Consider the following 26267-nt stretch of genomic DNA (forward strand, 5'->3'; position numbering starts at 1 on the left):
GCTGTGCTGCGAGTCCGCGACCGTCACCTCGACGCGCTGGAACTCCTTGAGCTCGCTGTAGCCCGTCGACCTGCCGGGCGCCCCCATCTGCGTAGACAGAGCTCAGCCCCTCACCGGCTCAGCTGCTTGAACTTGCGTACCGCCAGCGGCAGGAACAGGAGTGAGATCGCGATCGGCCAGATCACGGCCATCAGCACCGCGTTCTGCTCGACCCAGGTCGCCCCGCCCGCCCCGGGGTTGCCGAACAGTTCGCGTGTCGCCGTGCCCGTGGAGGAGACCGGGTTCCAGGCGGCGACCGGTGCCAGCCAGCCGGGCATCAGTGAGGGCGCGACGAAGACGCTGGAGATCATGGTGAGCGGGAAGGCGACCGCGTAGAGGCCGCCCGCCGCCTCCGGGGTCGGCACCACGAGGCCCAGGAACACGCCCACCCAGATCAGGCTGAACCGCAGGAACAGCAGCAGGCCGAAGGCGGCCAGGGTCTCGGGCAGCCCGGCGCTGGAGCGCCAGCCGATGGCGAGCGCGGTGAGCGCGAGGATCGTCAGCTCGGCGCAGGCCACGATCAGGTCGGCGAGTCCGCGCCCGGCGGCCACCGCTGAGGGCGCCATCGGCATCGAGCGGAAGCGGTCGATGACGCCCTTGGTGGAGTCCGTGACGACCGCCATCGCGGTGTTCATGAAGCCGAAGGCCATGGTCATCACGAACATGCCGGGCATCAGGAACTGCTTGTAGTCGCCGTCCTCGCCCCCGCCGGGCACCTTCATCGCCTCGCCGAAGACGAATCCGTACAGGAGCACGGAGATGATCGGGAAGCCGAGCTGCCAGGCGATGTTGACGGGCTGGCGCTGGAAGTGGGTGAGGTAGCGGCGGGTGATGTTCCAGGTGTCGGCGAGCGCCCAGTAGAAGCGCCCGCGCGGCGGCTGGGTGTCCATGGCTTCCGCGGTCGGTACGGCGCTCATGCCGCGACCCCCGTCTTCTCGTCGATGTCGGCGGCCGCTTGCCCGGCCGCATCGTTCTCGCACTCCGTCCGGTGTCCCGTCAGCCGCAGGAACACGTCGTCGAGGCTCGGCCTGCGCAGTCCGATGTCCTCCACCGCGACGCCCTGGTCCTGCAGGGTCCGCGCGACGTCCGTCAGGGCGGCGACCCGGTCGGTGACGGCCGCCTGGACGCGGCGCTCCAGGGCGACGGCCTCGGGCACGCCCTTCGCGACACGGGCCACGGCCTCCAGGGCGGCGGGCAGATCGGCGGTGTCGCGGACCACGACCTCCAGATAGCTGCCGCCCACCGTGTTCTTCAGGCCGTCCGGGGTGTCGTCGGCGATGGCACGGCCCTGGTCGATGACGGTGATCCGGGAGGCCAGTCTGTCGGCCTCCTCCAGATACTGGGTGGTGAGCAGGACGGTGGTGCCGTCCGCGACCAACTTCCGTACGGTGTCCCAGACTTCGAGGCGGCTGCGGGGGTCGAGCCCGGTGGTCGGCTCGTCCAGGAAGAGGACGGCGGGCGCGAGGATCATCGAGGCCGCGAGGTCGAGCCTGCGCCGCATGCCGCCGCTGTACTGGCCTGCTCCCTTGTCGGCCGCCTCCACCAGGTCGAACTGTTCGAGGAGTTCCTCGGCGCGCCGAGCGGCCCGCTTGCCGCCCAGGTGGAAGAGGCGGCCGAACATCTCCAGGTTCTGCCGGCCGGTGAGGACCTCGTCGACCGCCGCGTACTGACCGGTCAGGCCGATGCGGCCGCGCACGACGTCGGGCTGTCGCACGACGTCGGCGCCCGCGACCTCGGCGCGCCCGCCGTCGAGCCGCACCAGCGTCGAGAGGATGCGCACGGCGGTGGTCTTGCCCGCGCCGTTCGGGCCGAGCAGTCCGTGCACCGTGCCGCGCGCCACGCGCAGATCGAACGCGTCCAGGGCCTTCTTCTCTCCGTAGCGCTTGTCGAGCCCCTCGGCCCGTACCGCGTATTCGCTGGTCTCGTTCACTGCCCCTCCACACCTTCCCGTCCCGGCCACCCGGATCGGACGCACCTCTGGGTACGCCGTACTCAATAGAGAGTACACCGTACCCAGTTCTACGGGTACACCGTACCCAATTACTGCTCCTGCGATTAGGGTGAACGTCATGACGAGCACCGACGGCGGCCACACCCAGTCCACCGGCAGCGACATCGCCCGCAGCCTTGAGCTGCTCTGGGGCGAGGGCGAACGCCCCACGCGGGGCCCCAAGCCCGGGCTCACCCTGGACCGGATCGTCACCGAGGCGGTGCGGCTCGCGGATGCCGAAGGGCTCACGGCGGTCTCGATGCGCCGCCTGTCCACGGAGCTCGGCACCGGCACGATGTCCCTGTACCGCTATGTCCCGGGCAAGGGAGAGCTGCTCGACCTGATGCTGGACCGGGTGTACACGCCGGCCCCCGACGCAGGGCCCCCGAGCGGCGGCTGGCGCGAGGCCGTGGAGGCGTACGCCCGCGAGACACTCGTCCTCTACCGCGCACACCCCTGGCTCCTCCAGGTCAACCAGGCACGTCCGGTGCTCGGCCCCGGCTCGATCGGCGGCCTGGAGCTGACCCTGTCCGGGATCAAGTCGATGGGCCTGACCGACCCCGAGCTGATCGGCGTGGTCGTCATGGTCGAGGGGTACGTCACCGGCGTCGCCCGCACCCAGGTGCAGGAGATGGAGGCGGTGAAGAAGAGCGGCCTGACGGACGAGGCGTTCTGGCAGGCGCAGTCCCCGACTCTCGCACGGATCATGAGCAGCGGCCGCTACCCCCACCTCGCGGGCCTCTCCGACGACGCGTTCGGCTCGCACTTCGACCATTTCGAGTTCGGCCTGCAGCGCCTGCTCGACGGCCTTGACGTCCTGGTGGCGCGGCGCGAGGCGGCGGAAAGCAACCCCCCTGAGGCCTGACAGAAGGGGCGATCAGTGCCGGGTCCTGGGCGAACAACTCCCGCCCGCCGATTCGGCTACTTCCGCCGGAAGACCCGCTTCAGTCCGAAGAAGGCGGCCAGCACGACGGCGAGGGCCAGCGCGCCCACCTTGACGTCACCGCCCAGTCCGGAGCCCCCGCCGTCCCCCGAAGCACCTGAACTCCCGGCGCCACCCGACGCGTTGCGGCCGCCGCCCGCGCCCTCGACCTCGACGGGCTCGACGTCGCCCTGGCCGCCCTCGGTGCCGTACAGGAGGGTCGTCCCGTCCAGGGTGTACGTCACGGACTCGCCCTGCCGCTGCAACGGCACGCTCAGCCGACCCTCGCGCGCGGGCTTCTCACCCTCGCCCTTCCAGACGTACGAGACGCCGCCGAGATACCCGCGCAGAGCGAGCTGCTTCCCGTCGGGCGAGAAGGCACCGTCCGTGGTCCACAGTCCGGTGGTGCCAAGGCGCTTGAAGACGTTGCCCCCCGAGGAGGACATCCGCGCGGGCCCTTCGTACAGCGCGCCGCCCTCCTCCTTCTTGTCGGCGATGTAGATCCGGCCGGTCTTCGGGTGGACCATCAGGGCCTCGGCGTCGCGCGCCCCGTCCTCGTACTTCACCGTGTACTGCGTGGCGCGGACGGTCCGGTCGCCCAGCTTCTTCGGCTCGGGCAGCTTGTAGATCCACACGTGGGACCAGGTGCCGCCGAGGTTGTCACCGATGTCGCCGACGTAGATGTTGCCGTCGCCGCCGACGGAGACGGCCTCCACGTCGCGGGGCGTCCCGACGCCGGTCATGGTGATCGTGGCGACGGTCTTGCCCGTCTTGCCGTCCACCGCGTAGAGCAGCGCCCCGTTCTTGTCCTGGTCGTTGTGCGTCCAGTAGACGCCCGGATGGGCGCGCGAGGCGGCGAGCCCGCTGGACTCGATGATGCGGGGGTCCTTCATGGTGAACCCGTCGTGGCTGTCGTCGGCGGCGGCGGGGCCGCAGACACTCAGCAGAACCAGGCACCCGGCGGCGACGGCACCCATCGAAGAACGCAGTGAACGCATGGCCCAAGCCTGCCACCCCCGCGCCCGGGGACGGACGTTCGTCAGGTGTTCAGCCTCACATCGCAGGCCAGGGCGTTGATCCGCGATGATGAGCGGATGCTCAGGTTCATGTTCGTCGGCGACTCGATGACGATCGGCAGCGCGGGGGAACACACCTGGCGCTACCGGATGTGGCAGCACCTGCGGTCCACGCTCGGCGAACGGGGCCTCGCCGTGGTGGGCCCGCGCAGCGCGCTGCACGACAAGACCTCCGGCGAACCCGTCTCGTACGAATACGCGGGCAGCGACCCGGACTTCCCGCGCCACCACTTCGCGGGGTGGGGCGAGGGCTGGCTGCACATGGCCCCGCAGATCGCCGACGCGGTGCGCGATGACCGGCCCGACATCCTCCTCATCTCCCTCGGCCTGATCGACCTGGGCTTCTACACGAACGCGGAACAGACGGCGGAGAACGTACGCCGCTTCGTCTCGGCGGCGAGGTCCGCCAACCCGCACGTGCGCCTCGTCCTGCTCTCCGTGATACCGAACGTCCGGGCCCGGACGGACGCCCCGTTCGCGGCCGAGGTGGCCCGCTTCAACGTGCTCCTGGCGAAGGCGGCGGCGGATCTCGACACGGGAGGCTCCCCGCTGCTCCTCGCCTCGGCGCCGCCGTCGTACGACATCGACGGCGACACGTACGACGGGACGCACCCGAACGCGAGCGGCGAGCACAAGCTGGCGGCGGCGTTCGCGGACGCGATGCACCAGGCGTGGGGAGTGGGCGCGCCGTACGAGACGACGCGCCCGCCCGTGTCCCTGCTGACGACCACCGGCTGACTACCGGCGAACTACCGGCTGGCTACCGGCTGAAGTTGGCCTTCAGGGCCTTGAGGCCGCTGATGTCCCACTTCGTGTACTTCCCGGCGTACTTGTCGGCGCGGGCGTCAGTGCCGCCCCTGCCCCTCGCGTGGCCTCCGTTGGGAGAGCACATGACCGGGGTGTCCTTGTAGCTGTTGGTGACGCATTCGTAGGGGTCAGCGGTGTGGTCGGCGTCCGAGCCGTCCACGTTCGGGTGGTCGAGCCCTATGGCGTGCCCGACCTCATGGCTCACCAGGTTCGATATCAGCGTCGGATGGATCGACCAGTCGCCCGGCTTCCAGTACTCGCTGTCGACCCAGACCCAGCCGCCCCACGCGCTCTTGTTGCTGCTCGCCGAACAGGGGTGGGCCTGCGAATAGCCCGGCTTGTTGCCCGGCATGAAGGGCCGGTACTTCAGCCCCACGGTGATGGTGTGGCGGGGGGTGGTGGAGCAGGCCTTCTGCTCCGGGTGATAGCCGCTGGCCACCGTGAACTTGGTCCCGGTGATGGAGGTCAGCTGGGCCGCGGTGTCCTTCAACTGCGCCCGCAGCTTGGCCTCGGCCTTCTTCGTCTGCGCGGCGGTGAGCTTGGTGGCGCCCGCGCTCGGCTTCACGATCTTGATGACGTACGGATCAGGACTGAGCGACTGAATCCCGCGGCCGGCAAGGATGCGCCATCCGGTGCCCTTGTAGATGTCCCCCGCGGCATAAGCCGGATTGCTCAACGCCACGAGACCCGCGGCGGCGGCAAGCACACCGAGGGAACGGGCGATCTTCTTCATGGTCATGAACGGAATCATCACGGAGGGCGCCAACATCTCCCCAACCGGGTCCGCCCCTGGCGGTCATGTGGCCCGCGTCAACCGGTTCGCCAGCGTCGACATCGTGTACGTACCGATGCCGAGGACGACTTCGAGGGCGTTCCGCTCCGTGTAGCCGTGCGCGAGGAACGCCTTCAGGTCGTCGTCCGCCACGCCGCCCGAGGTCGCGAGCACCTCCAGCGTGAACTTCCGGACCGCCTCGAGCCGTTCGTCGTCCAGGGCCCGCCCCGCACGCAGCGCGGCGATCAACGCCGTGTCCGCGCCCAGCTCGCGCAGCTTGCCGGTGTGCATGGTCACGCAGATGTGGCAGTCGTTGCGCACGGCGACGGTCATGATGACGACTTCCCGTGCCACCGGCTCCAGCGTCGAGCCCTCGAAGGACGCGCTCAACTCCAGGAAGCCGTTGAGCAGTTCGGGCGACTCGGCGAGCCGGGCCACCGCGCTCGGCGTCCTGCCGAAAGCGGCGGCCGTGCGCTCCATCGCGGCGCGTGAATCGGCGGGCGCGGTTTCCACGGTGTGCTCGGCGAACAAGAGGTACCCCCTACGATGGACAACGTGGTTGACGATAAAAAGGTAAACCAGGTTGTCGATTCCGGCAAGGGTCTTCGGCGGGAGAAGGACGCGCCGCCCAAGAGCCCGCCCAAGAATGACGGGCGCGGCTTCGAGCTGCCGCTGCTCCTCTTCGCCGGGTTCCGCACCCTGATCGACCGGCTCCACGCCGAGCTGGCCCGCCAGGGCCACCCGGACGTACGCCCGGCCCACGGCTTCGCCATGCAGGCGATCGGCGCGCGGGGCGCGAGCGCCAGCGAGGTGGGCCGGCGCCTCGGCGTCTCCAAGCAGGCGGCGGGCAAGACCGTCGACCGCCTCATCGCCCTCGGCTACGCGGAACGCGCCGACGACCCGGACGACGCCCGCCGCAAGCTGATCCGCCTGACCCCGCACGGCATCGACGCCCTGCGCCGCTCGGCGGCGGTCTTCGAGGAGCTGCACGCACAGTGGGCCGCCACCCTGGGCGCCGACCGCCTCGACGCCCTGGAGTCCGACCTGCGCACGGTCGTGCCCCCGGACGCGTTCCGCCTCGACGCGGCGGGCTGGCTGGGCGGCTCATGACCTCCTTCGGCCCCCTTGCCTCGCCACCTCCTTCCGCCCCCTTGCATAGAGCGCACTCGAAGTCGTTGGCTTGGCAACCATGAAGTACACGCAGCTGGGACGCACAGGACTCAAGGTCAGTCGACTCGTGCTCGGGACCATGAACTTCGGGCCACTGACCAACGAGCCCGACAGTCACACGATCATGGACGCCGCGCTCGACGCGGGCATCAACTACTTCGACACCGCCAATGTCTACGGGTGGGACGAGAACAAGGGCCGCACCGAGGAGATCCTCGGCACGTGGTTCGCGCAGGGCGGCGACCGGCGCGACAAGACCGTCCTCGCCACCAAGATGTACGGGAACATGGCCCTCGACGGGAAGCCGGCGTGGCCCAACCACGACCTGCTCTCGGCGGTCAACATCCGCCGGTCCGTGGAGGCGTCGCTCAAGCGGCTGCAGACCGACTACATCGACATCTACCAGTTCCACCACATCGACCGCCGCACCCCCTTCGAGGAGATCTGGCAGGCCATCGACGTTCTCATCGGCCAGGGCAAGATCCTTTACGCGGGTTCATCAAACTTCCCCGGGTACAAGATCGCCCAGGCCAACGAGATCGCCGGGCGGCGCGGCAGCTACGGCCTCGTCAGCGAGCAGTGCCTCTACAACCTCGCCGAGCGCAGCGCCGAGATGGAGGTGATCCCGGCCGCCCAGGACTACGGCCTCGGTGTCATCCCGTGGTCGCCCCTGCACAGCGGACTGCTCGGCGGCGTACTGAAGAAGGAGGGCGAGGGCAAGCGGCGCACCACCGGACGCGCCGCCCAGGAGCTCGCGAAGCCCGAGGTGCGCGCGCAGGTCCAGGCGTACGAGGACCTGCTCGACAAGCACGGCCTCGCACCGGGCGAAGTCGCGCTCGCCTGGCTGCTCACCCGGCCCGGCATCACCGGACCGATCGTCGGGCCGCGTACGCCGGAGCAGCTCACCAGCGCCCTGCGCGCCGTCGAGCTGGAACTCCCGGACGAGCTGCTCGACGCCCTGGACGAGATCTTCCCGGGGCCGGGTCCTTCGCCGGAGTCCTTCGCCTGGTGATCAGCGGCTGATCAGGGTGATCACCGGCTGATCAACGCGTGCGTGCGCGTGCGGCCGCGGTCATCGCCTCACTGGCCGACCGCGGCCGCCACCGCCACGACGACGAACATCAGCACGAGCACACCGGCCATGATCCGGTTCCTGGTTTTCGGGTCCACGTAGTCGAGGTTAACCGCCTGCGCCCAACGGCCATCGACCGACCACCTCATAGCGGGGCCGCTCCCCCGGCACCCCGCTCACGGGCAGGTTGCTGCGTACGAGGGTCAGCTCGGCCACGGTCCACTCCGTGCCCTCGAAGTCCGCGAGGCCGTCGGCGTACGCGCGCAGGGACGGCTCCCCGTGGCCGCGGGCCAGCGTCAGGTGCGGGCGGTAGTGGCGGTGCTCCTCCATGGTGACGCCGGACTTGCGGGCCGCGGCGTCCGCACGCGCGGCCAGGAGGCGCAGGGCCTCCACGTCTCCCTGGGCGCCGGCCCACAGGGCTCGGTCGCCGAAGTGGCCGCCGCCGTGGAGGGAGAGGGGGAAGGGGGCGGTGCGCTTCGCCGCTCGGGACAGCCGCTCGGTCAGCTCCGGGACGGTGCCGTCCTCGACCTCGGACAGGAACGCCAGCGTGAAGTGCCAGCTCTCGCGGCGCGTCCAGCGAAGGTCTTCGGCGCCCTGCAGGGTCTTCAACCTGCCCACTGCCTGGGCGAGTTCGTCGGCCGCCGTGGGGGGCGGCAGCACCGCCGCGAAGAGTCTCATGGGGCGAGTCTCGCCTTCGGCGGTTGTTTCCCCAACCCCGCCCCCTCCCGAAAAACTCGCTGGCGCGAGGACCTTGCTCACCACCCTCACCGGCTCCGCCGAGTTCCTCCTCAAACGCCGGACGGGCTGAAAGCGCCGGACGGGCTGAGTTTCCCCCGGCCCCGGGCGGAGCCCCGGTTTCGGGAAGGGGCGCGGGTGGGGAGAGAGAGCCGCATGGACAGCCACATAACCATCCGCCCCGCCGGCCCCGCCGACATCCCCACCGTCCTCGCCCTCTTCGACGAGGCGGTCGCCTGGCTCGTCTCCCAGGGCCGCACCGGACAGTGGGGCGACAAGCCCTGGTCGGCCAACCCGAAGACCATCGCCCTGGTCGAGAAGTACCTCACCACCGGCTCCGCCTGGATCGCGGAGATCGGCGGGCTGCCGGTCGGCACGCTCACCCTGACCGAAGGGCCGGGGCCGTACATCGCGCCCGTGGACGAGCCGGAGCGGTACATCCATCTTCTGGCGTCCCGGCACGGCACCGGCGCGGGCGCCGCCCTCCTCGCGCACGCGGCGGAAGAGACCCGGAGACAGGGAATCTCCCTGCTGCGGGTCGACTGCTACGCGGGCGGTGACGGCAAGCTCGTCGCGTTCTACGAGCGCAACGGCTTCACGCGGACCGAGTCCTTCGTCGAGCAGGACGGCACCTGGCCGGGCCAGATCCTGGCCCGGCGCGTCTAGGGCCCTGGAGCGGCCTACGCCGCCGTCGTCAGCTCCCGCGGCACGAACTGCACGTGCTGCTGCCCGCGCCGCAGATCCACCTTGAGCCGCAGGTTCGCGGCGCGGGCCAGCATCAGGCCGACGCCGACCGCGGCCACGGCACATATGAGGCCGCCCGCGGCCATGCTGAGGCGCACTCCGTACGCGTCGGCGAGCCAGCCGAAGAGCGGGCCGCCCAGCGGCGTGCCGCCGGTGAAGACCATCATGAACAGCGACATGACCCGGCCCCGCATCTCCGGGTCGGTGGCCATCTGGACCGAGGAGTTGGCCGTCACGTTCACCGTCAGGCCGAGGATGCCGATCGGGACGATCAGCGCGACGAACATCCACAGCTCGGGCGCGAAGGACGCCACGATCTGCAGTACGCCGAAGGCGACCGCCGCCCCGGCGAGCAGCCGCAGGCGCGAAGTGCCGCGGCGGGCCGCGAGGAGCGCACCGGCCAGCGAGCCGATCGCCATCAGGGTGTTGAAGAGTCCGTACATCCCCACCCCGCCGTGGAAGATGTCGTCCGCGAAGGCGCTCAGCCAGATCGGGAAGTTGAACCCGAAGGTGCCGACGAAGCCGACGAGGACGATCGGCCAGATCAGCTCGGGGTGCTTGGAGACGTAGTTCAGGCCTTCCTTCAGCTGCCCCTTGCCGCGCGGCTTGCGCGGGGTGGGGTGCAGCTCGCGGGTGCGCATCAGCATCAGGCCGGTGAGCGGCGCGAGGAAGGACAGGCCGTTGGCGAGGAACGCCCAGCCGGGGCCGACCGCGGCGGTGAGACCACTCGCCACGGCGGGGCCGATGAGGCGGGCGGACTGGAAGTTGGCGGAGTTCAGGCTGACCGCGTTGCGCACCTGGTCGGGGCCGACCATCTCGGACACGAAGGACTGCCGGGTCGGGTTGTCGACGACCGTGACGAGACCCGTGAAGAAGGCCGCGAGGTAGACGTGCCAGACCTGGACGTTGCCGCTCAGGGTGAGCGCGGCCAGGAACAGGCCGCTGATGCTCATCGCGCCCTGGGTGCAGAAGAGCAGCTTCCGCTTGGCGAAGCGGTCGGCGATGACGCCGCCGTAGAGGCCGAACAGAAGCATCGGCAGGAACTGCATGGCGGTGGTGATGCCGACCGCGGCCGAGGATCCTGTGAGGCTCAGGACCAGCCAGTCCTGGGTGATGCGCGCCATCCACGTGCCGGTGTTGGAGACCACGGCGCCGGAGGCGAAGAGCCGGTAGTTGCGGATCTTCAGCGAGCTGAACATCGATGACTTGGCGGCAGGGGACTTGTCGAGGGTGGTTGGTGCGGGGGCGGAGTCTGCTCCGGATCCCGTACTCAAAGTGCGTTCGCCTCCTTGGCGTCGTACGGCTCACGGCGGGTGGCCCGGAGTGAGTACTGCTTACAGGTGCGCGAGCTTCTCCAGGACGGGTGCGGCGGCGCGCAGTCGCGCCCATTCGTCCTCGTCGAGGTGCTCGGTGAGGCCGGCCAGCCAGGCGTTCCGCTTGCGGCGGCTCTCCTCCAGCATCGCCTCGGCCGTCTCCGTCTGGGTCACCACCTTCTGGCGGCGGTCCTCGGGATGCGGCTCGAGCCGGACAAGGCCCTTGGCTTCGAGCAGCGCGACGATGCGGGTCATCGACGGCGGCTGCACGTGTTCCTTGCGGGCCAGCTCACCGGGGGTGGCGTGGCCGCAGCGGGCGAGGGTGCCGAGCACCGACATCTCGGTGGGGCTCAGCGACTCGTCGACCCGCTGGTGCTTGAGTCGACGGGACAGGCGCATCACGGCGGAGCGCAGGGAGTTCACGGCGGCGGCGTCGTCACCATGGGAGAGGTCCGGCATGTTCGTTAGAGTAACTCATTACTCTAGCTAAGTACCACCCGGTTTCCCGCGACAAGCGTCACGGAACCCTTTCGTCACCCATATGAGTGAGGCAGCCGCGGAAAGTGAGACACGGCCCGCGGGGCGGCAGAGACCCTGTCACGCATGGGATCGACAGTGCTCAGCCTGCGAATAGACCGTGAGCTGCTCGACCGGCTCAAGCAGCACGCCGCCAAGAGGGGCATGAGCGTCCAGGACTACGTGGTCGGGACGCTCGTCCGTGGTGACTTCGACGAGCGCTTCCAGAGCGCCGTCGAGGAGACGGAAAAGTTCTACGGGGCGGCCTGATGGCCGCCCCGTAGACGTTGATGACGTGGAACCCGGTCGCTGTACGTGAGGCCGCTTTACGTGAGGCCGAGCGCCGGCATCAGGTAGTAGAAGGCGAAGACGCCCGAGACGACGTACATCGCGACCGGCACCTCACGGCCGCGGCCCGACGCGAGGCGCAGCACGGTGAAGCTGATGAAGCCGATGCCGATGCCGTTCGTGATCGAGTACGTGAACGGCATCATCACCATCGTCAGGAACGCCGGGATCGCGATGGTGAAGTCCGCCCAGTCGATCTGGCCGATCGAGCCGGACAGGATCAGGAAACCGACCGCGAGCAGCGCGGGCGTGGCCGCCTGCGACGGGACCATCGTCGCGATGGGCGTGAGGAACAGCGCCACGGCGAAGAGGCCGCCGGTGACGATGTTGGCGAAGCCCGTACGCGCGCCCTCGCCGACACCCGCCGTGGACTCCACGAAGCAGGTGGTGGCCGAGGAGGACGAGGCGCCGCCCGCGGCGACCGCGATGCCGTCGACGAACAGGACCTTGTTCATGCCCGGCATGTTGCCGCGTGCGTCGGTCAGCTTGGCCTCGTCGCCGACGCCCATGATCGTGCCCATGGCGTCGAAGAAACAGGACAGGAGCACGGTGAAGACGAAGAGGATGCCGGTGAGCAGGCCGACCTTCTCGAAGCCGCCGAACAGGCTGACCTGACCGACGAGGCCGAAGTCCGGCGTGGAGACCGGGTTGCCGGGCCACTCGGGCGTCGTCAGGCCCCAGGAGGGCACGGTCGCGACCGCGTTGATGATCACCGCGACGATCGTCATGACGACGATGCTGATGAGGATCGCCCCGGGCACCTTGCGCACCAGCAGGCAGAGCGTCAGCAGCGCGCCGAGCACGAAGACGAGCACGGGCCAGCCGTTGAGGTGCCCGTCACTGCCGAGCTGCAGCGGGACCGTGGTGTGCGCGGCGTCCGGCATGCGCGAGACGAAGCCGGAGTCGACGAGGCCGATCATCATGATGAAGAGGCCGATGCCGATCGCGATGCCCTTGCGCAGGCCCAGCGGCACGGCGCTCATCACGCGCTCCCGCAGGCCGGTCGCCACGAGCAGCATCACGACGAAGCCCGCGAGGACGACCATGCCCATCGCGTCGGGCCACGACATGCGGGGCGCGAGCTGGAGTGCGACCACGGTGTTCACGCCGAGACCGGCGGCGAGCGCGATCGGGACGTTGCCGATGACGCCCATGAGCAGCGTGGTGAAGGCGGCGACCAGGGCGGTCGCGGTCACCAGCTGGCCGTTGTCGAGCTGGTGCCCGTACATGTCCTTCGCGCTGCCGAGGATGATCGGGTTCAGCACGATGATGTAGGCCATCGCGAAGAAGGTGGCGAAGCCGCCTCGGACCTCACGGGCGAGGGTCGAGCCTCGTTCGGAGATCTTGAAGAAGCCGTCGATGCCGCCCTGCGGGGACTTCGGCGGCTCTTTGCTGGCGTCGACCGGGGTGGTGGCCGAGGAAGGCATGCGGGACCTCGTGAACTCAGAGAAACGCAGAGAAAGGGGGGAAGATCGTCAAGCGGCGGTTAGTGATCGAGTGATCAATTTGTTTGTTCTTACGAAAACAACCAGCCATTAACGAGCCGTTTCAGTATGAATACATGAGGGGGAATTCGCTATCTCCGCGCGTAGACCCTTGCGGCATCAGGGCTCACCGGCCCCCGGAGGACCCCACCCCGGCTACTCGTAAGCTATGGCCATGGAGAAGTGGACCCCCAAGCACGACGCGCCGGAGCCCCTGGAGGGCCCCGTCGTCGCCACCATCACGGGCGGCACGATCCTCTGGTTCGTCCTCTTCCTCGTGCAGCTGCCGTTCTACGGCTGGTTCGACGACCGCGACGCCACCTGGTGGGTGTGGACCTGCCTGGCCGGAGCGGGCCTCGGCCTGATCGGCATCTGGTACGTGCGGGGACGCGACGCGGCGATCAAGCGGGACGCGGCGCGCAAGGCGGCCACGGCCGCGGAGTAACGCGTTCCGCGTAGGCCGCCGCCTGCGCGGAGCCGCCCGTTCCACGGAGGTCACCGCCCGCGGGGAACCGCCCGTACAACCACGGGAGTGTCCGTGTCCTACCGTGGTCGGATCTTTGGTCGACTCAAGGGGTGAAGCCCCTTCGCCACCCGTACCGTCGAGGGCATGACGCATATCGACGCGGGCGCCGAGCTCGATCCGGTCCACCCGGTGGCACCACCCACCGGACGCGCGACGGGCCTGAGCGCCGCCGAGGTCGCCGAGCGGGTCGCACGCGGCGAGATCAACGACGTACCCATCCGCAGTTCCCGGTCCACCACCGAGATCATCAGGGCGAACGTCTTCACCCGCTTCAACGCGATCATCGGCGTGCTCTGGGTGATCATGCTCTTCGTCGCGCCGATCCAGGACTCCCTCTTCGGCTTCGTGATCATCGCCAACACGGGCATCGGCATCATCCAGGAGCTGCGCGCCAAGAAGACCCTGGACGGACTCGCGGTCATCGGCGAGGCCAAGCCGACCGTGCGGCGCGACGGCACCGCGGCCGAGATCTCCACCTCCGAGATCGTCCTGGGCGACCTGGTGGAGCTCGGCCCCGGCGACAAGATCGTCGTGGACGGCGAGGCGGTCGAGACCGACAGCCTGGAGGTCGACGAGTCCCTCCTGACCGGTGAGGCCGACCCGGTCGTCAAGAAACCCGGCGACAGGATGATGTCGGGCTCGTTCGTGGTCGCGGGCGGCGGCGCGTTCACCGCCACGAAGGTCGGCCGCGAGGCGTACGCGGCGCAGCTCGCCGAGGAGGCCAGCCGCTTCACACTCGTCCACTCCGAGCTGCGCTCCGGCATCTCCACGATCCTCAAGTACGTGACGTGGCTGATGGTGCCGACCTCGATCGGCCTCATCATCAGCCAGCTCGTCGTCAAGGACGACAACTTCAAGGAGTCCATCGCCTACACCGTGGGCGGCATCGTCCCCATGATCCCGGAAGGGCTCGTGCTCCTCACGTCGGTCGCCTTCGCGATCGGCGTGATCCGTCTGGGCCGCCAGCAGTGCCTCGTCCAGGAACTCCCCGCCATCGAGGGCCTGGCCCGCGTCGACACGGTCTGCCTCGACAAGACCGGCACCCTCACCGAGGGCGGCATGGACGTCACCGAGCTGCGCCCGCTGAACGGCACGGACGAGGCGTACGTACGCAAGGTCCTCGGCGCCCTGGGCGAGTCCGACCCGCGGCCGAACGCGTCGCTCCAGGCGATCATCGACGCCTACCCCGACAGCGAGGAGTGGCGCTGCACCGAGTCGCTGCCCTTCTCCTCCGCCCGCAAGTACAGCGGCGCGTCCTTCAGCGAGGGCGACGGCGACAACTCGACGTGGCTGCTGGGCGCCCCCGATGTGCTGCTGCCCGACGGCGATCCGTCCCTCACCGACATCGAGGACCTCAACCAGCAGGGCCTGCGCGTGCTGCTGCTCGCCCGCGCCGCCGGTGAACTGGACGACGCCGAGGTGGCCGCCGGAGCCGAGGCCACCGCGCTGGTGGTCCTGGAGCAGCGGCTGCGCCCGGACGCCGCGGACACCCTGCGGTACTTCGAGGAGCAGGACGTCAGCGCCAAGGTCATCTCCGGCGACAACGCGGTCTCGGTGAGCGCGGTCGCGGGGAAGCTGGGACTGCCGGGCGCCCAGAACACCGTGGACGCCCGCCGGCTGCCCACCGAACAGGGCGAGATGGCCGAGGAGCTGGACGCCAACTCCGTCTTCGGCCGTGTCACCCCCCAGCAGAAGCGCGACATGGTGGGCGCCCTCCAGTCACGCGGGCACACGGTCGCGATGACGGGCGACGGCGTGAACGACGTCCTCGCCCTGAAGGACGCCGACATCGGCGTCTCGATGGGCTCGGGCTCGGAGGCGACGCGGGCGGTCGCCCAGATCGTGCTCCTCAACAACAGCTTCGCGACGCTGCCTTCCGTCGTCGCCGAGGGCCGCCGGGTCATCGGCAACATCACGCGGGTCGCGACGCTGTTCCTGGTGAAGACCGTCTACTCGGTCGTCATCGCGCTGCTGGTGGTCTGCTCACAGGTGGAATACCTCTTCCTGCCCCGCCACCTGACGCTGCTCTCGACCCTGACGATCGGCGTCCCGGCGTTCTTCCTGGCCCTCGCGCCCAACAAGGAGCGGGCCAAGCCCCACTTCGTACGAAGGGTCATGCGGTACGCGATCCCGGGCGGCGTCGTCGCGGGCGTCGCCACCTTCTGTACGTACCTCCTGGCCCGCAGCCACTACTCGGGCGCGGGCGCACGGGAAGCCGAGACCAGCGCGGCCACGCTGGCGCTGTTCCTGATCGCCATGTGGGTCCTCGCGATCATCGCCCGCCCCTACACGTGGTGGCGGCTCGGCCTGATCGGCACGATGGGCCTCGGCTTCCTGCTGGTGCTCACCGTGCCGTGGCTTCAGGACTTCTTCCAGCTGAAGCTGGTCGGCACGACGATGCCGTGGGCGGCGGTCGCGATCGCGGCGGTGGCCTCACTGGTCATCGAGGTCATCTTCCGCTGGGTGGGCCGCCGCTTTCCGGCGTAGTCGGTACTAGTTGACGTCCACGAAGTCGGCGGTCGACGTGACGGCCGGGGTCGTGGACGTACCGGCGAAGACGTAGCGGTAGTAGCCGTCCGCGGAGGCCGTCACGGTCGTCTTCAGGTTGCCCTTGGTGTCGGACGTGATGGTCTTCAGGGTGGAGTAGGAGGCCGCACCCTTCTTCTTGTACTGGAGCTTCACGGACTGCTTGGTGTAGCCCGCGTACTTCGAGGTGTCCCAGTTTGCGCGGGTCAGGGCGCCGGTGACCGTGAGGGTCTTGCCCTTCTTGACGGGCTCCGGGGAGGCGTTGGTGGTGAGGCGGGCGTTGCGCTGCATGCTGGCGTAGCCGAACGTGTCCTTGATGACGTAGTCGCCGTCATTGCCGATCGCGTTCGCCGACACCTTCCACTTGCCGGCCAGGATGTTGCTGTAGAGGTCGAGCGTCGGGTCGACCGTGACGTTGACCGTGCAGGTGGAGGTGGTCGCGTCGACGACCTTGCACGTGGCCCCGTCCTCATCGGAGAAAAGCAGGCCGTCGATGTCGCTCTCGATGTCCGAGCCGTGCCACAGCATGGCGTCGGCGTCGTAGATGCCCTCGGGGTCGGTCGCCGTGACGGCGACCTTGAACGTCTTCTTCTCGGTGGTGCCGACCACGATGTTCTTGCCACCGTTGACGACGACCTTCGTGATCTTGGTGTCGCCTATGGCCTCGTCGACGGGGGCGTTGGCCTTGAAGGGCGCGAACTTCGGGGCGCTCGGCTCGTCGGCCGCCTGCGCGGCGGGAACGACGAGAGCGGACAGAGCCAGGGTGCCGGTCAGTGCGGCCACGGTGGCACGGATGCGCATGTGTTTCCCCAGTTGGGAAGGGGGCTCCGCGGTGTATGGGGGTTGTCACGCGGAGCCCAGTGATCTAGGAGTCTGTTGACTCGGAAGATCAGACTCGCGATCGGGGCTTCTGGTTGTACGGGGAGTGAAGATTTTGTGACCGGGAAGGGGAGCGGAGGCTTCCGGCAGTGTTCGCCGGAGGCCGGTCGTCAAGCGAGCGGTCCGCTCCGCTCCTCAGTCGAACCAGCGGTCCCGCTCCAGCTCATCGGTCCGGGAGGGGTCTTCGAGCAGGGCGGCGACCTCGAAGCGGCGCGGCCACTGGCCCGCCGCCCAGGCGAGACCGGCGGCGACGCCTTCCAGGGTGGAGGCGTGGACTGTGCCGTCCTGGGTCCGGCGCCAGTCGAGCTCGACGCCGCCCGCGACCAGCTCCTCGTGCTCGACGTACGTCGCCGGGGTGGCAGGACCGAGCAGCGTACGGACCGGCTCCGGCACCGGATGCTCCTCGCCCTCCCCCGCGGGCTCCACCGCCGCCGTCTCGCTCAGCCTGCGCACCTGGAACAGCTCGGCCAGGTCGCGGGCCCTGCGCGGCTCCACGGGCAGCAGCGCCACGCCACCGGTCAGCGGCAGCAGGTCGGGTGCGTCGGCGACGACCGCGTCCGCCACGTCGACCACCACGACCTCACCGTCCACCACGGCCCGCACCTCGTCCGGCAGCGTCACCTGCTCCGGGTCCAGGTCGGCCAGGGCGCCGTACAGCGCGTGCAGTTGGGATGCGGAAACGGTCCGCTCCGGGTCCGCGAGCCGGTCGAGCAGCTCGGCAGCGCCGCCGGGCTCCGCCAGGAGGGCGGCGACCGACGTACGGACGCCGAGTGCGCGAAGCACCTGCTCGTCGTCGAAACCGGACGCGTCGGCGGCGTCGTAGAGCCCTTCGAGCAGCGGGTCGCCGCCCGAGGCCCGAAGACCGGCCGGGCGTCGCCCGCCGAGCACCGGATTCCCGCGCAGCCACCACGCCGTGTACGACCGGACGCTCTCCGTCGTGCCGTCCGGGAGCAGGATCCGCAGCGGCTGCGTCAGCGCGTCCCGCAGCGGCGGCCGCGAGAGCATCGCCAGCGCCTGCGGCCAGCAGTCGTCGTCGACCAGGTCCAGATCCCGTACGGCGATGATCTCGGTGGCGACGGGCGGCACCGGGGTCTCGGGCAGGCGGTCGAGGACGTCCTCGCACCACACGTCGACCGCGTCGAGCAGCCCCGCGTCGTCGGGCTCGGCGAAGTCGCTGTCGCGCGGCTCCAGCTCATCGGGGTCGAGTACGACATCCGTGGCGCGGACCAGCGCGAACGTGGCGAGCACACCGCACGCGGCGAGGGTCTGCTCGCCCCAGCGCTCGGCGAGCTCGGCGTCCACCGTGGCGAGCTCGTCCTCGCGCATGACCTGGGCGAAGGGGCTGCCGGGGAAGACGAGTTCACCGGCGGGGGCGAGGTCGCCGTCCTCGTCGTCGGGGAGGGCGAGCGCGCCTAGCCACGGTTCGTCGCCGGGCGCGAGGTTCGCGTCACGCACGAGCGAAAGCACGATCTCCGCCAGCTCGTCGGCGTCCAGGGCGTCCTCGTCCCACGTGTCGTCGTCGAGCGACGCGGCGACGGCGGCACGGACCTGCGGGGTCGTCAGGACGGCGCGGGGCGTGGCGGGCAGGGCGCCGAGCTTCTCCAGGAGCGGATGGACGGCGTCGGGGTGCGCGACCTTCAGGCCGAGGCGGACCAGGGCGGCGGGGTCGCTGTCGTCGCCGATGACGGGCAGCAGAACCTGCCGGGGCCCGATGGTGGTGCGGCCGTCGGCGAGGGGGACAGGGAGGCCGGTAAGCCGGTCGGGATCGACACCGGCCAACGTCTCGTACAGCCGGTGCCACCAGCCCGGCTCCCGCTCCAGACCCGCGAGGCGGTCGATCGCCTCGGTCAGCGGTACGCGGGCGACACCGAGGGTGCGCAGCTCGGCGCGCCGCTCGAGCCCCGCGGGCAGCAGGCTGGGCAGAACGTCGGCGAGCACGCGTACGGTGTCGGCGCCCGCGCCCTCCACGACCTCCGCGTCACGCGGCCGCAGCGCGACGGGGACCTTCCACTCGGGTACGTCGGGGTCTTCTTGGGGCACGGCCTCCACCGCGGGCGGCAGGAAAGCCGTACGGGGCAGCCGGTCGAGGATGGCCTGGCGCAGGGCGCCGTCGAGCTCGCTCTTGCCGAGCGGGCCGGGGACGAGGCTGATGATGCCTTCCCCGACGGGCCGCCAGTCGGCGAGGAGTTCGGCGTACGCGTCGGCCGCGCGCTGCACGAGGAAGTCGGTGAGCGGCCCGGGGGCCGCGTGCCGCCGGGTCGTGTCGAGCGGGAACGAGGCGATGAGGAGAGCGGGCACTCCGAGCGGCTCGTCGCTCGGGGTCGGGGCGTGCAGGACGGGGGCGCTGCGGGGGGCTCGCGGGGCGCCTTCACGGTCGGTGGGGACGGCCCAGGTGACGGACCAGTGGGGGCGCAGCCGCTCCTCCACGGGGCGGTCGGCGAGGAGGTTCTGTTCCAGGGGCCCCTGGTGGCTGACGGTGCGCCAGCGGGTGTCACCGTCGCGGGTGTCGGATACGTCGACGTAGCCGGGTTCGGCGGTGCGGCGGAGGGTGCGGGGGGCTTGGTCGCCGACTTGGACGACGACTTCTTGCAGCCCGGGGAGGGCGAGGAGCAGCGCGTCATCGATACCGTCCAGCAGGCGGACGACAAGATCCTCGGCGGCGGCGTCCCGCAGGGGCAGGATGACGACGGTGTCGTACCCCTCGGGGGCGGACCCTTCGGCGGCGAAGGGCAGCCGCAGCAGAGGTACGTGTCCGTCGCGCCGCCTGATCTCATCGCCCAGACCGGGGCTGAAGCGGGCGGTGTCGGCGGCGACTTCGCGTGCTTCGCTCAGGGACCAGCGGACGCCTCCGGTACGTCCCACGAGGGCGGGCTCGTCCGAGACGGCGAGGACGGCGGCGAAGCCGACGCCGAACCGTCCGACGGCGCCGTTGTTCTGCTCCTCCCGCTTGGCGGAGGCGCGGAGCGTGGAGAGGGATTCGACGCCGGTGGCGTCGAGGGGGGCGCCGTTGTTGGCAGCGGCGAGGACTCCGTCCCGGAGGGTGAGGGCGAGGCGTCCGGGGGTCCCGGACCTGGCTGCGGCATCGGCGGCGTTCTGTGCCAGCTCGACGATCAGCCGGTCGCGGTAGCCGCCGAGGGCGAGGTCCTCCTCGGCGTTGGCGTCCTCCCGGAACCGGGCCGGGCTCGCCGCCCAGGCGTCGAGGACTCCCCGCCGGAGCCGTGCCGTGCCGAACGGGTCAGTACCCTCGGCCGCCGGCCGCACGGTCTTGCTCACGGTGTCGTCTCCCTCACTCGGTTCGCGGGGCGAACGGTACCTCGTCCTGCGGTTTCCCCGACGAGGCCCTTCCCTCCGGGGGCGGCACAATGTCACCGCCCTGACTGGCCGGCAGCCTTCCCGCCGCCCGCGCGCGGGGCCCCTACCCCGCCGGATCACCCGGCAGGACGGGGCTTCGCGCAGGGCTGCGCGAACCGCCGAGAGGAACGTGTCCCCACCGGTCCGGCGACCGCCTCCCCCGCGCTCCGCGCGGGACTTTCCCACCCACCCGCCCGATTACCCCGCAGCACAAGCCCTCGCACAGAGCCCTCTGCGAACCGCCGAGGGATCGTGCCACCGACCGTCCGGTACCCCCCCCCACGCGCGCGATCCCCCCGCAGCGCAAGCCCCCGCACAGGAGCGAACCGCCTAGAGGAACGTGTCAGCAGCGGTCCGGTGACCGCCTCCCCCCGCGCCCCGCACGGGACTTCACCCACCCACGCACCCGATTACCCCGCAGCACGGACCCTCGCGAGCACCGATGCCGGGCAAACGGGTGGGTGGGTGGGTGGGAAAAACTTACGCGGAGCACGGGCACGAGAGGCCACCGAGTCCACCCCACAGACAGAGAACGAACGCCCACCACCCCCGACAGCCCCCGCACCGCGGGGTGATCGGGTGGGCGGGTGAGAAAGTCCCGCGCGGAGCGCAGGGTCCGTTGGCCTCAGGCAGAAAGCGGGCGCGCCCCACCCACTGCAGCTCCGCACCGCGGAGTAATCGGGCCGGCGGGCGGGGAAGATCCCCGCGGGCGGGGAAGATCCCCCGGAGCCTCGGGCGCAAACCGCAGCCGCAGCCGCAGGACAGCCGTACGCCGCCCACGACAGCCCCTGCACCGCGGGGCAAACGGGTGGGCGGGTGGGAAAGCCCGCGCGAAGCGCGGGAAAGATCCCCGGAGCCGCAGGCGGAAGTCGCGGGCGGAAACCGCAGGCAGGCAGCCGCAGCCGCAGCCGCAGCCGCAGGACAGCCTCACGCCGCCCACGGCAACCCGTGTGCCACGGGGTGATCGGGTGGGTGGGCGGGAAAGCCCGCGCGAAGCGCGAGGAACATCCCCCAGACGGCGCACGCAAGAAGGCGCACGCAAGGACCCGCAGCCGCCCGACCCGCAGGCGCACCCCCGCTAAGCGGCACCCCGCCGACGCGCACCCCCGCCAAGGAGCAAGCCCCCAAGCACCAGCACCCCCACCCCGCCCCCAGCGGAAGCTCAGGAGTGGCCGAGGTCCTCCGCCGTGTCCACCAGCGGTACCGACCCCGAGTCGGGGGCCGGGCGCAGGGGGAGGACGTCCACGCGGGTCTCGTCCAGGACCGGCGCGGCAGGGCGCGACGGCGTGGGCATCACGGCCGCCTCCGAGTGGCCCCCGCAGCCGTACGCGAGGGACACCACATGCCCGTCCGCGGGACCGAACTCATTCGCGCACACCCCGAACGCCTGCCCGAGCGATCCGCCGATCGGGGCAAGGAAGCCGCAGCTGACGCAGGACGCGGGCGCCGCCTGCGCCATCGCCGTCTTCGCGCCGTGCGACTCCTCCCAGCGGTCGGCCGCGACATGCAGGCCGTAGCGGGACAGGACGCGCGCCCGGCGCATGCCGAGCTCGTCCGCGAGCGCCGCGATGGAGCCACGCGCCGGCGCCGCCGGCAGCTCGGCGGGCGACACCGCCGTCACTTCCGCGTCCTCCGCCTCGACCAGCTCCGCCATCTCCTCGGAGAAGACGGAGTTCGGCGGCGGCTCCTCCTCGCCGGAGTAGCCGGGCTCCAGGCGCAAGTCCTCGGCATCGGTCGGCAGCAGGTCCCCCGGTCCCATGTCGCCGGGGCGAAGCCGCTCGCTCCACGGCACCCACTCGGGGGCCAGCAGAGCGTCCGGGCCGGGAAGCAGCACCGTCTCGTCGAGCGTGACGACCTTGGCGCGCGAGGCGCGGGCCACCGTCACCGCCCAGCGCCAGCCCCGGTAGCCGAAGTCCTTGCACTCGAACAGGTGCGTGACGACGCGGTCTCCCTCGACCACGGCCTCGACGTGCTCGCCGACCACACCGGGCGCGGCGGCCTCCTCGGCCGCGTCACGGGCCAGTCCCACCGCCTCGGCGCACAGGCGGTCGGGAGTACGCGGGGTACGCGGGGTACGGCTTCGCGTTGTCGCTGCGCTCACAGGTATCGCTTCTCCATTACGCCGTCTCACGAGTGCGCCACCCATACGCGGGGGTGCGGACGGAGCGGACCTGAGGGCCGCGTCGACGTCCGCGCCCGAACGTCCTCGGGCGCACCTACGTCATCCATTCTGCGGGATGACCGAGAGGCGCGCGGCCAAGAACAACCGCCGCAGGCGCGCTACGCACGCTACCTTCTCCTGGCCCCTGGGCCTACACCGGCGTGCCCGCCCCCTGCTGCCGGGCCCGGCCCCACTGCCGCTCCGCGGCGGATTTTTCCCACCCGCCCACCCGATTACCCCGCGTACCCCGCTGTCGATGCGCACTAGCCCGGCCCAATAGAGGGCACTATGACGAGGTGGCTGCCGCAAGGTCGTCGTCCCAGGGGATCGGCGGGCGGGGTCCGGTGCTGAACCGGGCCGCCCGCTGGGTCGGCCGCGCCCTGCACCTGCCCTTCACCGGCACGGCCCGCGGCATCCGCAAGGCCACGCACGCGCACGGCGCGGGCGAGTCGGGGCTCGGCAAGCTCATCGAACTGCACGCCGTGAACGGCGCGGGCGACGTCATGATCACCGTCGCGCTCGCCTCGACGGTGTTCTTCTCCGTCCCGACGGACGAGGCCCGCGGCCGTGTCGCCCTCTACCTCGCCATCACCATGGCGCCCTTCACTCTCCTCGCCCCCGTCATCGGCCCCCTCCTGGACCGCCTCCCGCACGGCCGCCGGTACGCGATGGCCGCCGCGATGCTGGCCCGCGCCCTCCTCGCCCTGCTGCTGTCCGAAGCGGTGGTCACCGGAAGCCTGGAGCTCTATCCGGCCGCGCTCGGCGTCCTGGTCGCGTCCAAGGCGTACGGCGTCGTACGCAGCGCCGTGGTGCCCAGACTGCTGCCCAAGGGCTTCTCCCTGGTCAAGGCCAACTCCAGAGTCACGCTCGGCGGCCTGCTCGCCACGGGGATCGCGGCACCCATCGGCGCGGGGCTACAGGCACTCGGATCTCGCTGGCCGCTGTACGGCGCCTTCGTGATCTTCATCGTCGGGATGTTCCTCTCCCTCTCGCTGCCGCCCAAGGTCGACTCGGCGAAGGGCGAGCACAAGGCGCTGCTCGCGGCCGACGAGGACCATCTGCATCTGCACGCGCGCGCCGCGGCGGCCTCGGACACGTCCAAGAAACGGCGCCTCGGGCTGCGTACGGTCGGGCCCGGCGTCACGCACGCCCTCGCCGCCAACGCCGCACTGCGCTGTCTCTCCGGCTTCCTCATCTTCTTCCTCGCCTTCCTGCTGCGCGAGGAACCGCTCGGCGGCCAGAGCGCCGCCGTGTCCCTGGGGATAGTGGGCGTCGCGGCCGGAGTCGGCAACGCGCTCGGCACCGCCGTCGGCGCCGGACTGAGATCGCGGGCGCCGGAGGTCATCATCGTGACCGTCGTCGCCGTCGTCCTCGGCGTGGCGATCACCGCGGCGGTGTTCTTCGGGGCGGTCGGCGTCGCCTGCCTGGGCGCGGTGGCGGGCTTCGCGCAGGCCATGTCGAAGCTGTCCCTGGACGCACTGATCCAACGGGACGTGCCGGAAGAAGTGCGGACCTCCGCCTTCGCCCGCTCGGAGACACTGCTCCAGGTCTCCTGGGTGGTGGGCGGCGGAATCGGCATGGCCCTGCCGCTGAACGGGTCGCTGGGGCTCTCGGTGGCCGCGATGATCCTCGCCATCGGCTGGCTCTCGACCGTGCGGGGCCTGCTCGCCGCGGCCCGGCACGGCGGAAAGCGCCGCCCGCGGGTGGCGTGAGCCCGACAAATTGACGGGTGCGGCACGCCGCGACCCCCACGTGGCGGGACGGCACACGGTGCCCGATAGCCTTCGCCCATGACCTCCCTGCTCCGCGGCGGAGCCGCACTCGTTCACAGCTCGGCGCGTCGCCGCCGTTCCGTGGCCGCCATTGGCGCTGTCTCCGCCGGACTCCTCGTCCTGTCGGCCTGCGACAAGCCGACGCCGCTCGCCACCGTCACGGTCGGCAGCGACTCGGTGAACTCCGAGGCCTCCTGCTACAACGACGGCAAGGAGCTCGAGCAGTCCCAGCTGCAGGGCTGCCTCAAGGACACGGACGTCGAGTCCATCAAGGTCGACCCCGACGAGAAGGTCCGCTTCGGCGTCGACCCCGAGGTCGCCGACAAGGGCTGGACGCTCCTGATGAACGGTCAGCCGCTCACCGAGGCCAGCAACAAGACCTACGTCGTCATCCCCGGCAGCGTCTTCTTCAACCAGCAGTACGGCGGTGGCAAGAACTCCACCACCGTCAGCCTGCTCGAAGGCGGCAAGGGCTCCACGACAAAGGCGACCGGCCTGTGGTCGTTCAAGCTCAAGAAGGACGCCTGACCCCTCCCTTGGCGTCCGCCCCTCGTGTCCTGGTGGCCACCGCTGTCCCTGCCGAACGGGACGCGGTGGCCGACCGGCTGCCTCCGCACACCGACGCCATCGCCGTCGGTGTCGGCCCCGCGGCAGCCGCGGCGCACACCGCGGCCGCCCTCGCGCGCGCCCCGTACGACCTGGTGATCTCCGCCGGGATCGGCGGCGGCTTCCAGCCCGACGCGCCGCTCGGCTCCCTCGTCTTCGCCGACGAGATCACCGCGGCCGATCTGGGTGCCGAGACGCCCGACGGCTTCCTGCCCGTCACCGAACTCGGGTTCGGCGCCGTCAGCCACGCGCCGCCGCTGTCCCTCGTACGGGACCTGGCCGCCACCTGCGGCGGACTCATCGGCGGCGTCCTGACCGTCTCCACCGTGACCGGCTCCGCCGAGCGCGCCGCCGAGCTGCGCCGACGCCACCCGCGGGCGCTCGCCGAGGCGATGGAGGGATTCGGCGTCGCCGAGGCGGCCGCCGCGTACGCACTGCCCGTCCTGGAGATACGCGCGGTCTCCAACGCCGTCGGACCACGGGACCGCGCGGCCTGGCGGATCGGCGAGGCGCTCGGCGCGCTGGGAGGCGCGTTCGGGAAATTCGCGCCCGTACTGGAGAGTTGGAAACGGCATGACTGAATCGCCCGCGCAGGACGCGCACGACGCACACGACGCGAACACCCTGCGGATCGCTTACTCCCCCTGCCCGAACGACACGTTCGTCTTCGACGCCTGGGCGCACGGCCGGGTGCCCGGCGCGCCCGCGCTCGATGTCACCTTCGCCGACATCGACATCACCAACGGCATGGCCGAGCGCGGCGAACTCGACGTCCTGAAGGTGTCGTACGCCGTACTCCCCTGGGTCCTCGGCGAGTACGCGCTGCTGCCCTGCGGCGGGGCGCTCGGGCGTGGCTGCGGGCCGCTGGTGCTCACCCGGGAGGAGGGGGTCGACCTCACCGGCAAGACGGTCGCGGTGCCGAGCGAGAAGTCGACGGCGTACCTGCTGTTCCGGCTCTGGGCCGCGGACACCCTGGCCGGCGGCGTGGGCGAGATCGTCGTGCTGCCCTTCGACCAGATCATGCCGGCGGTACGGGACGGGAAGGTCGACGCGGGCCTGGTCATCCACGAGGCGCGCTTCACCTACCAGAACTACGGGCTCAACTGCCTCGCGGACATGGGCGAGCACTGGGAACAGACGACGGGGCTGCCGATTCCGCTGGGCGCGATCATCGCCAAGCGGTCGCTGGGAGCCGAGCGTCTGCGGCAGCTCGCGGACATCGTCCGCACCTCGGTGCGGATGGCCTGGGACGACCCCGAGGCCTCGCGGCCCTACGTGCAGGAGCACGCCCAGGAAATGGACCCCGCCGTCGCCGACCAGCACATCGGCCTGTACGTGAACGAGTTCACGGCCGACCTGAGCGAGAACGGCTACGCGGCGATCCGGGGACTGCTGACGCGGGCCGCGGCGGAAGGGTTGGTTCCGCCGCTCGGCCCGGACGCTCTCGCCTTTCCCTGA

Annotated in this window: 24 protein-coding genes; 12 read left to right on the forward strand and 12 right to left on the reverse strand. The window is 70.7% G+C overall.

The window, feature by feature from the left end; all coding sequences use genetic code 11:
* Nucleotides 1-110 precede the first annotated feature (110 nt).
* Nucleotides 111-956 (reverse strand): ABC transporter permease, encoded by an 846-nt coding sequence (locus AB0I94_RS40530; RefSeq protein ID WP_363314831.1) that lies wholly within the window; start codon nucleotides 954-956, stop codon nucleotides 111-113.
* The gene (locus tag AB0I94_RS40535) at nucleotides 953-1969 is read right to left on the reverse strand and encodes an ATP-binding cassette domain-containing protein (RefSeq protein ID WP_363314832.1); all 1017 of its coding nucleotides are present in this window, start codon (nucleotides 1967-1969) and stop codon (nucleotides 953-955) included. The genes AB0I94_RS40530 and AB0I94_RS40535 overlap by 4 nt, the downstream gene beginning before the upstream one ends.
* Nucleotides 1970-2108: 139 nt before the next feature.
* Between AB0I94_RS40535 and AB0I94_RS40540 the strand changes: the two genes are divergently transcribed.
* Nucleotides 2109-2894: a TetR/AcrR family transcriptional regulator gene (locus AB0I94_RS40540; protein ID WP_363314833.1), complete on the forward strand. Its 786-nt coding sequence runs from the start codon at nucleotides 2109-2111 to the stop codon at nucleotides 2892-2894.
* Nucleotides 2895-2950: 56 nt separating this feature from the next.
* Here the strand turns inward: AB0I94_RS40540 and AB0I94_RS40545 are convergent, their stop codons facing one another.
* Nucleotides 2951-3949 (reverse strand): WD40 repeat domain-containing protein, encoded by a 999-nt coding sequence (locus AB0I94_RS40545; protein WP_363314834.1) that lies wholly within the window; start codon nucleotides 3947-3949, stop codon nucleotides 2951-2953.
* Between the two features lie 96 nt (nucleotides 3950-4045).
* Between AB0I94_RS40545 and AB0I94_RS40550 the strand changes: the two genes are divergently transcribed.
* Nucleotides 4046-4765: an SGNH/GDSL hydrolase family protein gene (locus tag AB0I94_RS40550; protein WP_363314859.1), complete on the forward strand. Its 720-nt coding sequence runs from the start codon at nucleotides 4046-4048 to the stop codon at nucleotides 4763-4765.
* A 22-nt stretch (nucleotides 4766-4787) separates the two neighbouring features.
* On the opposite strand, the gene AB0I94_RS40555 is transcribed toward AB0I94_RS40550, so the two are convergent.
* Together AB0I94_RS40555 and AB0I94_RS40560 are read right to left on the reverse strand one after the other, a co-directional pair.
* Nucleotides 4788-5573: a hypothetical protein gene (locus AB0I94_RS40555; protein ID WP_363314835.1), complete on the reverse strand. Its 786-nt coding sequence runs from the start codon at nucleotides 5571-5573 to the stop codon at nucleotides 4788-4790.
* A gap of 57 nt (nucleotides 5574-5630) precedes the next feature.
* On the reverse strand, nucleotides 5631-6086 hold the full coding sequence (locus AB0I94_RS40560) for a carboxymuconolactone decarboxylase family protein (protein WP_363314860.1): 456 nt from the start codon (nucleotides 6084-6086) through the stop codon (nucleotides 5631-5633).
* A gap of 66 nt (nucleotides 6087-6152) precedes the next feature.
* Here AB0I94_RS40560 and AB0I94_RS40565 point away from each other — a divergent pair, with 66 nt between their 5' ends.
* Together AB0I94_RS40565 and AB0I94_RS40570 are read left to right on the forward strand one after the other, a co-directional pair.
* Nucleotides 6153-6716, forward strand: coding sequence for a MarR family winged helix-turn-helix transcriptional regulator (locus AB0I94_RS40565; protein ID WP_363314836.1), 564 nt, complete (start codon nucleotides 6153-6155; stop codon nucleotides 6714-6716).
* 79 nt (nucleotides 6717-6795) lie between these two features.
* Nucleotides 6796-7788 carry an aldo/keto reductase gene (locus tag AB0I94_RS40570; RefSeq protein WP_363314837.1) on the forward strand — a complete coding sequence of 331 codons (993 nt, stop codon included), beginning with the start codon at nucleotides 6796-6798 and terminating at the stop codon, nucleotides 7786-7788.
* 168 nt (nucleotides 7789-7956) lie between these two features.
* Here AB0I94_RS40570 and thpR read toward each other — a convergent pair whose 3' ends face one another.
* A complete protein-coding gene (thpR, locus tag AB0I94_RS40575; RefSeq protein ID WP_363314838.1) occupies nucleotides 7957-8526 on the reverse strand; it encodes an RNA 2',3'-cyclic phosphodiesterase in 570 nt (189 codons plus the stop codon).
* 213 nt (nucleotides 8527-8739) lie between these two features.
* On the opposite strand from thpR, the gene AB0I94_RS40580 reads away from it, so the two are divergent.
* On the forward strand, nucleotides 8740-9249 hold the full coding sequence (locus AB0I94_RS40580; protein ID WP_363314839.1) for a GNAT family N-acetyltransferase: 510 nt from the start codon (nucleotides 8740-8742) through the stop codon (nucleotides 9247-9249).
* A gap of 14 nt (nucleotides 9250-9263) precedes the next feature.
* On the opposite strand, the gene AB0I94_RS40585 is transcribed toward AB0I94_RS40580, so the two are convergent.
* Both AB0I94_RS40585 and AB0I94_RS40590 read right to left on the reverse strand, forming a co-directional pair.
* Nucleotides 9264-10601, reverse strand: coding sequence for an MFS transporter (locus AB0I94_RS40585; RefSeq protein WP_363314840.1), 1338 nt, complete (start codon nucleotides 10599-10601; stop codon nucleotides 9264-9266).
* Between the two features lie 60 nt (nucleotides 10602-10661).
* Nucleotides 10662-11099 carry a MarR family transcriptional regulator gene (locus AB0I94_RS40590; protein ID WP_190083830.1) on the reverse strand — a complete coding sequence of 146 codons (438 nt, stop codon included), beginning with the start codon at nucleotides 11097-11099 and terminating at the stop codon, nucleotides 10662-10664.
* A gap of 144 nt (nucleotides 11100-11243) precedes the next feature.
* Here AB0I94_RS40590 and AB0I94_RS40595 point away from each other — a divergent pair, with 144 nt between their 5' ends.
* The gene (locus AB0I94_RS40595; RefSeq protein ID WP_363314841.1) at nucleotides 11244-11426 is read left to right on the forward strand and encodes a ribbon-helix-helix protein, CopG family; all 183 of its coding nucleotides are present in this window, start codon (nucleotides 11244-11246) and stop codon (nucleotides 11424-11426) included.
* A gap of 56 nt (nucleotides 11427-11482) precedes the next feature.
* Here AB0I94_RS40595 and AB0I94_RS40600 read toward each other — a convergent pair whose 3' ends face one another.
* Complete coding sequence (locus AB0I94_RS40600; protein ID WP_363314842.1) at nucleotides 11483-12931, reverse strand: NCS2 family permease; 1449 nt, start codon at nucleotides 12929-12931, stop codon at nucleotides 11483-11485.
* A gap of 232 nt (nucleotides 12932-13163) precedes the next feature.
* Here AB0I94_RS40600 and AB0I94_RS40605 point away from each other — a divergent pair, with 232 nt between their 5' ends.
* Entirely contained in the window at nucleotides 13164-13433 is a 270-nt protein-coding gene (locus tag AB0I94_RS40605; protein ID WP_363314843.1) for a DUF2530 domain-containing protein, read from the forward strand.
* 165 nt (nucleotides 13434-13598) lie between these two features.
* Nucleotides 13599-16001, forward strand: coding sequence for an HAD-IC family P-type ATPase (locus AB0I94_RS40610; RefSeq protein WP_363314844.1), 2403 nt, complete (start codon nucleotides 13599-13601; stop codon nucleotides 15999-16001).
* 6 nt (nucleotides 16002-16007) lie between these two features.
* Here the strand turns inward: AB0I94_RS40610 and AB0I94_RS40615 are convergent, their stop codons facing one another.
* The 3 genes from AB0I94_RS40615 to AB0I94_RS40625 form a co-directional block, all read right to left on the reverse strand.
* Nucleotides 16008-16841 carry a DUF5707 domain-containing protein gene (locus AB0I94_RS40615; RefSeq protein ID WP_363314845.1) on the reverse strand — a complete coding sequence of 278 codons (834 nt, stop codon included), beginning with the start codon at nucleotides 16839-16841 and terminating at the stop codon, nucleotides 16008-16010.
* Nucleotides 16842-17054: 213 nt separating this feature from the next.
* Complete coding sequence (locus AB0I94_RS40620; protein ID WP_363314846.1) at nucleotides 17055-20192, reverse strand: molecular chaperone Hsp90; 3138 nt, start codon at nucleotides 20190-20192, stop codon at nucleotides 17055-17057.
* 1240 nt (nucleotides 20193-21432) lie between these two features.
* Nucleotides 21433-22371 carry a DUF3027 domain-containing protein gene (locus tag AB0I94_RS40625; RefSeq protein WP_363314848.1) on the reverse strand — a complete coding sequence of 313 codons (939 nt, stop codon included), beginning with the start codon at nucleotides 22369-22371 and terminating at the stop codon, nucleotides 21433-21435.
* A gap of 386 nt (nucleotides 22372-22757) precedes the next feature.
* Between AB0I94_RS40625 and AB0I94_RS40630 the strand changes: the two genes are divergently transcribed.
* From AB0I94_RS40630 to AB0I94_RS40645, 4 genes are all read left to right on the forward strand, one after another.
* Nucleotides 22758-24143: an MFS transporter gene (locus AB0I94_RS40630; RefSeq protein ID WP_363314861.1), complete on the forward strand. Its 1386-nt coding sequence runs from the start codon at nucleotides 22758-22760 to the stop codon at nucleotides 24141-24143.
* 78 nt (nucleotides 24144-24221) lie between these two features.
* Nucleotides 24222-24731, forward strand: coding sequence for a DUF2771 domain-containing protein (locus AB0I94_RS40635; protein ID WP_363314849.1), 510 nt, complete (start codon nucleotides 24222-24224; stop codon nucleotides 24729-24731).
* A complete protein-coding gene (locus AB0I94_RS40640; protein WP_363314850.1) occupies nucleotides 24701-25390 on the forward strand; it encodes a futalosine hydrolase in 690 nt (229 codons plus the stop codon). The genes AB0I94_RS40635 and AB0I94_RS40640 overlap by 31 nt, the downstream gene beginning before the upstream one ends.
* Entirely contained in the window at nucleotides 25383-26267 is an 885-nt protein-coding gene (locus tag AB0I94_RS40645) for a 1,4-dihydroxy-6-naphthoate synthase (protein ID WP_363314851.1), read from the forward strand. Before AB0I94_RS40640 ends, AB0I94_RS40645 begins: the two co-directional genes overlap by 8 nt.

This window comes from Streptomyces sp. NPDC050147 (assembly GCF_040660195.1).
Taxonomy (GTDB): domain Bacteria; phylum Actinomycetota; class Actinomycetes; order Streptomycetales; family Streptomycetaceae; genus Streptomyces.